This is a genomic window from Winogradskyella sp. (assembly GCF_045105575.1).
GTDB lineage: Bacteria > Bacteroidota > Bacteroidia > Flavobacteriales > Flavobacteriaceae > Winogradskyella.
Window position 1 is genome coordinate 1 of sequence record NZ_JBGCDQ010000044.1, and the last position, 13,152, is coordinate 13,152.

11 protein-coding genes are annotated in these 13,152 nt (G+C 34.8%); 9 read left to right on the forward strand and 2 right to left on the reverse strand.

What is annotated here, in order from left to right:
* The 9 genes from AB8B52_RS10940 to AB8B52_RS10980 all read left to right on the forward strand — a co-directional run.
* On the forward strand, window positions 1-2,698 hold a 2,698-nt coding region (locus AB8B52_RS10940), incomplete at its 5' end, for an SdrD B-like domain-containing protein (protein ID WP_406028018.1).
* A gap of 170 nt (window positions 2,699-2,868) precedes the next feature.
* A complete protein-coding gene (locus AB8B52_RS10945) occupies window positions 2,869-4,407 on the forward strand; it encodes a YifB family Mg chelatase-like AAA ATPase (protein WP_406028020.1) in 1,539 nt (512 codons plus the stop codon).
* 77 nt (window positions 4,408-4,484) lie between these two features.
* Window positions 4,485-5,615: a DUF2891 domain-containing protein gene (locus tag AB8B52_RS10950; protein WP_406028022.1), complete on the forward strand. Its 1,131-nt coding sequence runs from the start codon at window positions 4,485-4,487 to the stop codon at window positions 5,613-5,615.
* Window positions 5,612-6,838, forward strand: a complete 1,227-nt coding sequence (locus AB8B52_RS10955; RefSeq protein ID WP_406028024.1) for an Nramp family divalent metal transporter — start codon at window positions 5,612-5,614, stop codon at window positions 6,836-6,838. The genes AB8B52_RS10950 and AB8B52_RS10955 overlap by 4 nt, the downstream gene beginning before the upstream one ends.
* A 1-nt stretch (window position 6,839) precedes the next feature.
* Window positions 6,840-7,586 carry a 5-oxoprolinase subunit PxpA gene (pxpA, locus tag AB8B52_RS10960; protein ID WP_406028026.1) on the forward strand — a complete coding sequence of 249 codons (747 nt, stop codon included), beginning with the start codon at window positions 6,840-6,842 and terminating at the stop codon, window positions 7,584-7,586.
* A gap of 6 nt (window positions 7,587-7,592) precedes the next feature.
* The gene (pxpB, locus tag AB8B52_RS10965; protein ID WP_406028028.1) at window positions 7,593-8,324 is read left to right on the forward strand and encodes a 5-oxoprolinase subunit PxpB; all 732 of its coding nucleotides are present in this window, start codon (window positions 7,593-7,595) and stop codon (window positions 8,322-8,324) included.
* On the forward strand, window positions 8,317-9,168 hold the full coding sequence (locus AB8B52_RS10970) for a biotin-dependent carboxyltransferase family protein (protein WP_406028030.1): 852 nt from the start codon (window positions 8,317-8,319) through the stop codon (window positions 9,166-9,168). The genes pxpB and AB8B52_RS10970 overlap by 8 nt, the downstream gene beginning before the upstream one ends.
* Before the next feature lie 86 nt (window positions 9,169-9,254).
* Complete coding sequence (locus AB8B52_RS10975; RefSeq protein WP_406028032.1) at window positions 9,255-9,770, forward strand: hypothetical protein; 516 nt, start codon at window positions 9,255-9,257, stop codon at window positions 9,768-9,770.
* A 666-nt stretch (window positions 9,771-10,436) separates the two neighbouring features.
* Window positions 10,437-11,261, forward strand: a complete 825-nt coding sequence (locus tag AB8B52_RS10980; RefSeq protein ID WP_406028034.1) for a sensor histidine kinase — start codon at window positions 10,437-10,439, stop codon at window positions 11,259-11,261.
* Here the strand turns inward: AB8B52_RS10980 and AB8B52_RS10985 are convergent.
* Together AB8B52_RS10985 and panB are read right to left on the reverse strand one after the other, a co-directional pair.
* The gene (locus tag AB8B52_RS10985; protein WP_406028036.1) at window positions 11,258-11,959 is read right to left on the reverse strand and encodes an RluA family pseudouridine synthase; all 702 of its coding nucleotides are present in this window, start codon (window positions 11,957-11,959) and stop codon (window positions 11,258-11,260) included. The genes AB8B52_RS10980 and AB8B52_RS10985 overlap by 4 nt on opposite strands.
* Window positions 11,960-12,251: 292 nt before the next feature.
* A complete protein-coding gene (gene panB / locus AB8B52_RS10990) occupies window positions 12,252-13,070 on the reverse strand; it encodes a 3-methyl-2-oxobutanoate hydroxymethyltransferase (protein WP_406028038.1) in 819 nt (272 codons plus the stop codon).
* Between the last annotated feature and the right edge of the window lie 82 nt (window positions 13,071-13,152).

Genomic DNA, 13,152 nt, shown 5'->3' on the forward strand with positions numbered 1-13,152 from the left:
CGGTAACTATGCGTTTACGGATTTAGATCCTAACGTAAATTACATCGTACAGTTTATAGCACCAAACGGTTTTGAAATCTCACCAGCCAATCAAGGTGGTAATGATGCCAATGATTCTGATAGCAATGCTAACGGTTTAACTGCTTGTATCGATTTAGAGCCAGGTGAAAATAATCCAACGATTGATGCAGGTATCTTTTTACCATGTGTTATTAATCCAGAGGTTACCGCTTCTTCTGAAACGATTTGTTTTGGTTCTGAAGTTGTATTGACAGCGACAGGTGGTGATCAATTTGTTTGGGAAGCTAATAATGTTATAATTCCTAATGCAACTTCATCAACATTAACGGTCACTCCATCAGAGAACACAACGTATAGTGTTACTGTAACGGATAGTACTCAATTTGATTGTCAAGCTGAAGTAGGTATTACAATAACAGTAAACCCTATTACAGAAAACATCTTAACAGAAGTTACGGTATGTGAAGGTGCATCATACGTTTGGGCACAAGATGGTCAGACCTACACAGCGGCAGATAGCCCAGTGGTATTAAACCTTACAGATGCTAATGGATGTCCATTTACAGCAACCTTAACAATTAACGAGTTTGATCCAGCAACACCAATTGTAATGGAAGTTACGGTATGTGAAGGTGCATCATACGTTTGGGCACAAGATGGTCAGACCTACACAGCGGCCGACAGTCCAGTAGTGTTAGACTTAACAAGTCCAGAAGGTTGTGCATTTACAGCAACGTTAACGATTAATGAATTTGATGCGACAGAAGATGTTGTAGAAAATGTAACGATATGTGCAGGTTCAGACTTCACATGGTCACAGAATGGTGAAACATACACAGCAGCGGATAGTCCAGTTGTAATAGACGTGACCGATGCTAATGGATGTACTTACACTGCAACGTTGACCATACATGAAAATGATGTCACAGAAGATGTTGTAGAAAATGTAACGATATGTGCAGGTTCAGACTTCACATGGTCACAGAATGGAGAAACGTACACAGCAGCGGATAGTCCAGTTGTAATAGACGTGACCGATGCTAATGGATGTACTTACACTGCAACGTTGACCATACATGAGTTCGATGCTACACCAGATGTTGTAACTAATGCAACAGTATGTGAAGGTGAATCGTACACTTGGTTTCAAGATGGAGAAACGTACACTTCAGCAGATAGTCCAGTTATATTAGACTTGATCGACGGTCATGGTTGTACTTACACTGCAACGTTAACAATTCATGAAGATGAAAAGGTTAAAATTGGCAACTATGTATGGGAAGATGCAAATGAAAACGGATTACAAGATGAGGGTGTTGACTCTGGCGTAAATGATGTAACTGTATTGTTATTTCAGTGTAACGGAAATCAATTAGTAGAAACTACTACAACAGCGCCTAATCCAGCAAATGATGAAGCAGGATATTATGAATTTGAAGTTTGTGCAAATAGCGGTGAGTATTACGTTATGTTTATAAACATACCTGAAGATAACATATTCACTGTTGATAATAATGGTGATGATACTTTAGATTCAGATGCCAATGCTAGTGGAAAAACAAATTGTTTTGAAGTTTTAGATACTGATATATTGACTGTAGACGCAGGAATTGTTAACCCATGTCATTTGGAAGTATTTGCAGGAGATGATACTGATATTTGTGTAAATGAAACTATAACGCTTACAGCGAGTTCAACAGATACAGAGGGATTATGTCCAGGTGGATGTGTATATCCAATTCTTGAACAAGAAAGATGTTCTGGTCCTCAGGGAACGTTTGAAGTATGGGTAAAATCTAATCCTTCAACAGGTTCATTTAAATTTAATGCTTCGGCACAAAGTTTTGAAACATTCGATAATGGAACGGCAAAATATGTCGCAACAGTATCTAATGGTATTGATGTCATCTATGTAGACCTTACTTACAGTGGTTATACAACGTCGACACCACAAGGAAGTCCTTATGCAAATGGTTGTCAAGTTTATGACGCTTCACATTATGAGTATTATACAGAAGTCTCAGGTACTTTAACGTCACAAAATCATGGTGTATTCCATGCAACACGTATGGGTCCAGCATTCCAAATTGGTATGGGAGGTGATGTTACGAGATTAGGTTTTGGAGCTTCTGGTTGGTACAGTCTTACAGGAGGAGATGGTACTTATACTAATGGTGATGTGAATCTTGCTCTTGGTGAATGTCAAGAAAAAGGTGTTAATTACCAATGGTCAACTGAAGATGGAACTATTGTCGGAAACCGCAATCAAAAAACAATTAGTGTAACGCAATCAGGTACATATACTGTAAGAGCAATTAATTGCGCTGATTGTGAAGATTTTGATGAAGTTGTAGTTGTTGATAGTAGTGCACATAGAAATAGTAACGAGGCAACAGTTCAAGTTTATCCTGTGCCAGCGTCTAGTAATTCTAATGTTACCATTGAATTAGATATACAAAGACCGAACAATTTCTATGGAGACTCTAGAACTTTAACGGATATTGAAGTCGTTATATTTGATGCTAGAGGACGAATGATTAATAATCCTAGAAAGTATAGTGTAATTACAGGAAACAACGTAATTAACTATAACGTAGGTAATGTAGATGAAGGAACTTATATCATGAGAGTAACTGGTGATACTTGGTCTAAAACAAGTAGACTTATTATTAAGTAGACAGGCTACAAATAGTTTAAATAGAAAGAATCGTAATTTTAATTAATTACGATTCTTTTTTGTTTAAGAATTTCATCATTGAACTTCGAAATCTTAAAGTCAATTGACGAAATTCAAATCAAAATTTTTTTATAAATGAATTATCTTTATTTTTAAAGAAATAACAATTCATGCTCAAAAAAGTTTTCGCAAGTGCCGTTTTCGGAGTGGAAGCCTCCACAATTACGGTCGAGGTCAATATAGATAAAGGTGTTGGCTATCATTTAGTAGGCTTACCAGATAATGCCATTAAAGAAAGTAACTACCGTATTGCAGCAGCACTTCAAAATAATGGTTATAAAATTCCAGGTAAAAAAATCACCATCAATATGGCTCCTGCCGATTTACGAAAAGAAGGTTCGGCTTACGATTTAACCTTAGCTATCGGAATCTTAGCAGCATCAGACCAAATTAAAGCCGAAAATTTAGAAGACTATCTTATTATGGGAGAGTTGTCTTTAGATGGTAGTTTACAACCTTTTAAAGGAGCGCTACCAATTGCAGTAAAAGCTAGAGAAGAAGGCTTTAAAGGGATTATTTTACCCATTCAAAATGCAAAAGAAGCTGCCATAGTTGATGATCTTAAAGTCTTTGGAGTTGAAAACATCATGCAAGTCATTAATCATTTCGATAAAGGAGAACCTTTAGAGCAAACCATCATTAATACACGAGAAGAATTTTATAAAAACTTAGATTTTCCAGAATTCGATTTCGCAGATGTTAAAGGTCAAGAAAGTATAAAACGCTGTATGGAAATTGCAGCAGCAGGTGGTCATAATATTATTTTAATTGGCCCACCAGGTTCAGGAAAAACAATGCTCGCCAAACGTTTGCCAAGTATTTTACCACCAATGACCTTGCATGAAGCTTTGGAAACAACTAAAATACATTCGGTTGTTGGTCGTGTAAAAGCACATGCAGGACTCATGGCACAACGACCTTTTAGAAGCCCACATCACACCATTTCAAATGTAGCTTTAGTTGGTGGCGGAAGCTATCCACAGCCAGGCGAAATTTCCTTATCTCACAATGGTGTTTTGTTTTTAGATGAATTACCAGAATTTAAACGTGAAGTTTTAGAAGTGATGCGTCAACCATTAGAAGATAGGGAAGTCACCATTTCTAGGGCAAAATTTACAGTAACCTATCCAAGTTCATTTATGTTGGTAGCAAGTATGAATCCGAGTCCAAGCGGTTATTTTAATGATCCAGATTCGCCCATAACATCATCTCCAGCAGAAATGCAACGCTATATGGGCAAAATTTCAGGGCCACTTTTAGACCGAATCGATATTCATATTGAGGTTACACCAGTTCCTTTTGAAAAATTAGCGGACGAACGCAATGGAGAATCTTCGGTCGATATTAGAAAGCGTGTCACCAAAGCGCGCGAAAACCAAACTGAACGTTTTAAGGATTTAGATAATATTCATTACAACGCACAAATGAATACCAAACAAATCCGAAAGTATTGTAAATTGGAAGAAGCTTCCATGCAGCTTTTAAAATCAGCTATGGAACGTTTAAATTTATCTGCTAGAGCTTACGATCGTATTTTGAAAGTGTCAAGAACTATAGCAGATCTTGAAGGTTCTAAGGATGTGCTTGGCGCTCACATTAGTGAAGCCATTCAATATCGCAGTTTAGATCGCGATGGCTGGTTGGGATAACAAATTTCTGCGTGGTTGCTGAGCGTAGTCGAAGTAAAGTCAGGAATCTAATCATTAAACAGAAATCATCAATACTTATGAGAAAATTATTTTCCATTTTAATCATCATTCTAGCATTCAGCTGCAACAATTCTGAAAAAGAAATCCAAAAAGAAGAACAAGCAGCCTCTGAAACGACTTCGAAAAACGTAGAAATAGCTCAAAAACCAATCCTAAATCTAGAACAGGCTAACCGATTAGCGCAATTACCTCTGCATTGTATGCATACAGAGTATCCCAACAAGCTCAATCAAACCATCGCGAGTGCGTCAGATTTAAAATCACCAAAAGCGTTGCATCCAGCTTTTTATGGCTGTTTCGATTGGCATTCTGCTGTTCATGGACACTGGAGTTTGGTGTCGCTTTTAAAACAATTTCCGGACTTGGAAAACAAAACTGAAATCGCACAAAAACTACTTCAAAATATTTCAAAAGAAAATATAGAACAAGAATTACGATATTTTGATGGTCAGTATAATAAATCTTTCGAACGCACCTATGGCTGGGCTTGGTTACTTAAACTGGCCGAAGAATTGCATACTTGGGATCATATCGTTGCAAAAAAAGCAGAGATAAATCTTCAACCTTTAACTGACCTTATCGTCGCTAAATATTTGGAATTTTTACCAAAACTCAATTATCCTATTCGCGTAGGAGAGCATCCTAATACGGCATTCGGATTAAGCTTTGCTTACGATTATGCTATTGCGGTAAATCATGTTGAATTAAAAACTTTAATTGAAAAAAGAGCCAAAGATTTTTATGAAAGTGATCAAGACTGTCCGTTAGAATGGGAGCCAAGCGGTTTTGATTTTTTGTCTCCTTGCTTAGAGGAAGCTGCTTTAATGAAACGGGTTTTAGAACCTGAACCGTTTAAAATCTGGCTCAACGATTTTTTACCAGAACTCAGTGATAACAATTTTGATTGGTCTGTAGGTGAAGTTTCAGATAGAACAGATGGTAAATTAGTGCATTTAGATGGTGTCAATTTTTCGAGAGCATGGAGTTTAAATTATATTGCCGAAGATTTACCAGACTATCAACACCTGCAAAATATAGCAAATAAACATATCAATTATTCTTTACCAAGTATTGTTGGCGATAGTTATGAAGGTGGTCATTGGCTCGGCAGTTTTGCAATCTACGCCTTGAATTCTATGGAGAAATGATTTCAAAATTCTTCAAAAACATTGGGCCAGGACCCTTGGTAGCTGCTGCTTTTATTGGTCCAGGTACGGTAACACTTTGTACATTAGCTGGTGTTAACTTTGGTTACGCTTTGCTTTGGGCTATGGTTTTGTCTATAGTTGCCACTATTGTGCTTCAAGAAATGGCAGCACGTTTAGGTATTGTTTCTCAAAAAGGCTTGTCGGAAATTATAAGATCTGAAATAAAGCATCCCATACTTCGTGGTTTTGCCATTGTTTTAATTTTAAGCGCCATTGTTATTGGAAACGCCGCTTACGAAGCCGGAAATATTAGCGGAGGAGCGTTAGGTGTGCAGACGTTATTTGGAAATCCAATAATAGAATTAGGAAACTTAAAACTCAATAGTATGAGTTTAATAATTGGTCTAGTCGCTTTTGTTTTGTTATATATTGGAAATTATAAAGTTTTAGAAAAAGTATTGGTTTTTCTGGTGATACTAATGAGTATAGCTTTTTTAACTACAGCCATTATTACCAAACCTAATCTTTTAGAGATTCTTAAAAGTATAGCGTTACCCAAGTTTCCAAAAGGTAGTATTTTAACAATTATCGGGTTGATTGGCACCACAGTAGTACCTTATAATTTATTTTTACACGCCTCATTAGCTAAAACCAAATGGAAAGCTAAAAGCGATTTGGGTTTTGCAAGAAAAGATACGATGATTGCGGTTGTTTTAGGTGGTATAGTATCTATGTGTATCATCATTTCGGCTTCTGCGATACCTTCGCAAGATATTTCAAATGCATCTGATTTGGCAAAAGGATTAGAACCTTTATTTGGCGCTTATGCTAAATATTTTTTAGCCATTGGCTTGTTTGCTGCAGGAATTACAAGTGCCATCACAGCTCCTTTAGCAGCTGCTTTTGTAGCAAGTGGTTGTTTGGGTTGGGAAGCCCATTTAAAGTCTGTAAAGTTTAGAGCCGTTTGGATGTTCATTCTAGGTTTAGGAATTGTTTTTTCAACCATAGGATTCAAATCTATTGAGATTATAAAGTTTGCCCAAGTAGCTAATGGATTGTTATTGCCAATTATCGCAGGATTCTTATTATGGGTTATGAATAAATCTACTGTTTTAGGAAGGTATAAAAATTCAAAACTTCAGAATGTTTTAGGGTTCATGATTTTAGTAATTACGATCTTTTTAGGCCTAAAAGGAATTTTGAGTGTATTTAAGATGGTTTAAAATGAAAAAATTAATTTACATAGATCTTAATGCAGATGTCGGAGAAGGCTTTGGTAACGAGTTAGAACTTATGCCATTTCTTTCTTCGTGCAATATAGCCTGTGGAGGCCATGCTGGCGATTTACAAACGATGATGACTGTAGTTAAGCTCGCTAAGTCAAATAATGTAAAAATTGGCGCACACCCTTCGTTTCCTGATAAAGCAAATTTTGGGCGTTTACCTATGGAAATATCTCATGAAGAATTATATACCAATCTTTTAGCACAAATTTTGGATTTAGAAAAAGTAGCTAGAATAGTAGGTATGCGCTTAAATCACGTAAAACCTCATGGTGCACTTTATAATTTAGCTGCAAAAGATATAGCTACTGCTAAAATTATAGTAACTGTTATTAAAAGTTTGAATGATTCAGCGTTGAAATTATACGCGCCATATAATTCTGAAATAGCTAAAATAGCCAAACAGGAAAACATTGAAGTGATCTTTGAAGGTTTTGCGGATCGAAATTATAATGACGATTTATCTTTAGTGTCTCGAAAAAATAATCATGCTATTTTACATGAAAAAGAGGCCGTTTTAAATCATGTGTTGCATATGATAGTTCAGCAAAAAATCACAACTTTTAATAGCTTAGAAGTTCCTATAAAAGTAGATACGATTTGCGTACATGGTGACACCAAAAATGCGGTCGAAATCTTGAAATTTCTAAATCAAGAATTACTCAAAAACGGCATCAAAATACAGTAGGTGTTTATGACTTATCATCTTAAATATTCGCAATATAATGAGCGTTCTGTTCTGATAGAATGGCCAGCCATTATTGATGATATGATACTTCAAGATATACTCGAATTTAAAAATAAAATTGAAAACAAATATATTAAACAAAAGGTTGAATTAGTATGTGTATATAATTCAATTTTAATAATTTACGATAGCACTATTGATAACGTCAATGATGTTTTTTTTTATTTAAAACAATGTTACAATAGTCAAATTAACGCGGAATTAGCCGATTCCAAAACGTTTCAAATTCCAGTCTGTTATGATGTGGAATTTGGTTTGGATTTAGATCATTATTCCAAAGAAATTAACCTTTCGAAATCTCATGTTATTCAGCGACATTCCGAAGCTATTTACACGGTCTATTTTATCGGGTTTTTACCTGGCTTTTTATACTTAGGAGGATTGGATTCAACTTTGCATTTAGATCGAAAAACAACACCTAATTTAAATGTTAAAAAAGGATCGGTTGGCATCGGAGGACATCAGACCGGAATTTACCCACAAGACAGTCCTGGTGGTTGGCATATTATTGGGAATTCGCCAGTAGAATTGTTCAATACAAAACAACAGCCTCCTTGTTTTGTCAAAGCTGGTGATCACATAAAGTTTCAATCCATTTCAACATCAGAATATTTCAAAATTCAAAAGGATATTGCAAATTCAACGTTCAACTATAAAACCCTTTTAGTTCATGATTAAAGTACTAAAAGCAGGATTTTATTCCACCATACAAGATCAAGGTCGTTTTGGACATCGCCATTATGGTGTACCAGTTTCTGGTGTCATGGATGTTTATGCTGGTGAATTTGCAAATGCGCTTTTGGGCAATAGCAAAGAAGATGCTGTTTTGGAAATGACCATGGTTGGTGCCGAATTGCAATTTACAACACTCACTATAATTGCCATAACAGGTGCAAATATGCAACCTGAACTGAATGGGAAGTCGATAGATCTATTTAAATCAATTAAGGTGAAGCCCAATGATATATTGAGTTTTAAAAGTGCATCCAATGGCTTTAGAACTTATATGGCTGTAAAAGGTGGGTTTTTAACCGAAATGGTTTTAGGCAGCAGAAGCATGGCAAAGGGCATTTCCAAAAAAATAAGACTTGTTAAGAATGATGAATTAGAATTTGAAAATACTACGGACATCACATCTAAAAATCATGCAAAACTAATACCCAATGCGTCATACTTAAATGAAACTGTTCTCGAGGTCACAGTAGGTCCTGAATTCGATAAGCTTTCAATAGCACAACAAAATATGCTTTTTACAGAAGCGTTTCAAGTATCAAAAAACAATAATCGCATGGCTTATCAGCTACTGCCTTTACTTCAAAATACCTTAGAACCGATTTTAACAGTACCAGTTCTGCCGGGAACAGTTCAATTAACACCATCTGGGCAACTCATAGTGTTAATGCGAGATGCTCAAACAACAGGTGGATATCCAAGAATATTACAACTTACAGAAAGGAGCCTTAACATTTTAAGCCAGAAGACAACAGCTAATGGCTTGAAAATGAGACGAAGTGAATTATAACGTCAGAATACGTCCGTTAAAAGACTTGTTTTTAGAATAAAATTGATAATTTACAACCGCTATTAACTAAAAATCAGATTATTATTATGAAAAATTTTGGACTATTAATTGTAGGAATTGTTTTAGGTGCGCTTGCTATGTATGCTTATTCTTCTAAAAATGAAGTCGATATGATGGAAGCACCACAGATGGTTAAACCACCATCGGGTATTATTTCACCTGCAAAAATAAAAAGCATGACACAGGCTTATAATCAGCGTTATGATATTATTAATGATTCTTTGTTTAAGGGATCTAAAACAGGTGATAACAGATCGTCATGGTATAAATTAGAAGATATTGAACAGTTTTTACGCTATGCTAAGGAGCAAGCGAATGCTAACAAGAAAACATTAGATGGTTTACGTTTGTATTTAGGAGCTTATCCAGATGCTAATGGTGAAAAAGGCTTAACCACATTACTTTTTGTACCAACTGGTTATGATGGTACATCGGAAGGGAATTTCTTTTCGTTACAAGGTGGAGGTAATGATTTAAATGGCTCGGATGGATTGAATTTTGGCGGGCAAGGTAAGCCACCAGGAGCCAACTATCCTCAATAAAAAGTTTTAAAATACCAAAATGGGGTTTAACGATTTTGTCTTTCATCTATTTGAATTAATAGCTGCATTAGCAGGTTCTTATTATTATCTAAAAACAGAAGACAAAAAAGTTAGACCTTTTGTTTGGTTTCTTTGGTTGGTTGTGGTTGTTGAAACTTTAGGTATGTATGGCCATTTGCTTCAGTATAATTTCGATAATGAAATTTTTATCTCGATTAAGAACAGTGTATTTTGTTATAATACATGGCTTTATAACTTGTTTGACATGGCTTCCGTGTTCTTTTTTGGATTGTTTTTTAAACGCATTCTCAAGGTAAATAGAGATAAAACAATTGTCAATTTCTCAGTGGTATTATATATTATATTTACAATAGTATATTATGTGCTATCGGGTAATTTTTTTGTGATGTCAATACCCTATAATTTTTTAGTAGAGACACTAATTGTTTTCCTTTTTGTTATGCTCTACTATAGGCATTTGTTTAAGAGTGATAAAATCTTATTTTTTTATAAATCACCTTATTTTTATATAAGTTCTGGTCTTTTACTATGGTTTCTTGGTGTTTGCCCTTTGTTCATTTTTAATGGTTATTTTAGAGCTATTAACCCAAATTTTGTTGAATTTAGACAGTTTTATCTTTTCATTTCCCTTATACTTTTATACTCATGCTACACCTTTGGTTTTCTTTATCCGTTGCATCTCAAAAAACAATTAGTAACGAGGAGATTGCCTTAATTTCATATGTTATTTTTATTACTCTAATTTTGGTAGTTACTTTTGTTATGTTTTTTGTTATGTTTCAAAAACGCAAAAATCAACTAATTAGAGATAAGATTAAGCAGCAACAACAATTCGACAAAGAAATAATACTAACACAACAGGAGATTCAAGAAGAAACTCTCAGACATGTTGGTAGAGAATTACATGATAATATTGGACAAATGCTTGTAATGTCAACAATGCAAATGAATGCGGCTGCAAATATTGTTACTGATACTGCCAAGATTAAAGTGACTAATGCTGCTGAAACTCTTAAAAGTACTTTAGACGAGGTTAGAGCCCTGTCTAAATCACTTAACAGTGATGTTATTTTTAATCTAGGTTTTGATACGACAGTAGAAAATGAAATTAAGCGTTTAAATAAAACAGGTCTTATTAATTCTACGGTTACTATATATGGCGAGAAAGTGAATTTTGAAAATAAGAAAGATGAAATTATCTTGTTTCGAATACTTCAAGAGTTTTCTTCAAATACACTTAAATATGCTGAGGCTAATCATTTAAACATTACAATAGATTATGCACAAGACAGTCTAAATATAATAGCAGAAGATGACGGAAACGGTTTTGATTTGGCCGCTGTAGAAAAGGGTTCTGGTTTAATCAATATGGAAAAAAGAGCAGAATTAATTCAAGCTAAATTTAATTTAGAATCTCAAATAGCAAAAGGCACAACACTTAATTTAAATTATCCTTACAAGTTTATTTAAATACTACAAGCCTTCCAAAGTGGATCATTTGGCAATGGAGCTGTAATGAAAATCTCTTCCTTTTTTATAGGATGAACAAAACGTAATGTTCTAGCATGTAGGCTAATACTTGCATCTTTATTACTGCGGTCAAATCCGTATTTTAAATCTCCTTTTATTGGACAACCAATAGATGATAATTGCGCTCTAATTTGATGATGACGCCCAGTTTCTAGATCGATTTCCAGTAAATTAAAATTATCTAAAGTTTGTTTTATTTGGTAATGCAAAATTGCTTTTTTACTACCATCGACTTCTTTTTTATAAGCTGTTGATTTATTATTTTTAGGATTCTTTTTTAACCAATGAATAAGGGTGTCATTAGTGTTTGGTGGCGGATTTTTAACCAAAGCCCAATATGTTTTTTTAGCGGTTTTTTCTGCAAATAGTTTATTGAGTCGAGGTAAGGCTTTACTAGTTTTAGCAAATAGAACAATACCTGTGGTTGGTCGATCTAAACGATGCACAACACCTAAATAAACGTTTCCTTCTTTGTTGTATTTGTCTTTAAGATACGATTTAACAACCTCACTTAGTGGTTTATCACCAGTTTTATCTCCCTGTACAATATCACCAGCACGTTTGTTTACGATGATAATGTGATTGTCTTCAAAAAGGACTTGTAGATTGGTTTTGTTTGATAGAATTTTTTTTGACATTTCTAGTTTTATCAATTAAATATAATAATATATAAAATCATTAACATGGTCATTGTCATAATTGAAATAAAATTGTTCACGGAAATGTCTTTCAAATAATATGAGTAAGGCTCATTCTTTTCAAAAAGTAACCATCTAATAAACGCACCTGGGTAATTTAGAATCAAACCTGTAATAATTCTTAAAATCAAATTCATGACCTAAAATATTAAAATAGTAAATTTCTAGATTTAATAGTAAATACTAATTTGGTGGTTGTGTCATACCCTTTGGGGAATTAAAGGGGCTTCTATTAATACTGCTCCTTTTCACTAGGAAAGTCTCCACTTTTCACATCCTTATCATACTTATCAAAAGCACTCGTCATCTCTTCATATAAATTCATGTAACGACGCAAAAAACGTGGGTTAAACTCGTGGGTCATCCCAATCATGTCATGGGTCACTAAAACTTGGCCGTCAACACCATTACCAGCACCAATACCAATGACAGGAATTGAAACACTTTTAGCTACTTCCTCAGCTAATTTGGCAGGTATTTTTTCTAATACAATAGCAAAACAGCCTGCTTTTTCAAGCATTAATGCATCTTCTTTTAACTGCTCAGCTTCTTGCTCTTCTTTGGCTCTAACCGTGTATGTTCCGAATTTATAAATGGATTGTGGAGTTAATCCTAAATGGCCCATCACAGGAATTCCAGCATTAAGAATACGTTTTATAGATTCTTTCACCTCTTTTCCACCTTCCATTTTTACGGCATGGCCTCCTGATTCTTTCATAATTCTAATCGCAGAACGCAACGCTTCTTTTGGATCACTTTGGTAACTTCCAAAAGGCAAATCGACAACCACTAAACAACGTTCTATGGCTCTCACTACAGACGATGCGTGATAAATCATCTGATCTAAAGTAATTGGCAACGTCGTTTCGTGACCAGCCATAACATTACTTGCAGAATCGCCAACTAAAATCACATCAATACCAGCGCCATCAACAATTTTAGCCATGGTATAATCATAAGCCGTAAGCATCGATATTTTTTCGCCTTTAGATTTCATATCTACTAAAGTCTTTACGGTAATTCTTTTGTATTCTTTTTTCGCTGTTGACATTGATTTATTATTGGTTGATTGTAAAAATAATGAGAATTATGACACTTTTGTTTAATCTAGTTAACAAATTAGGCCTAAGATT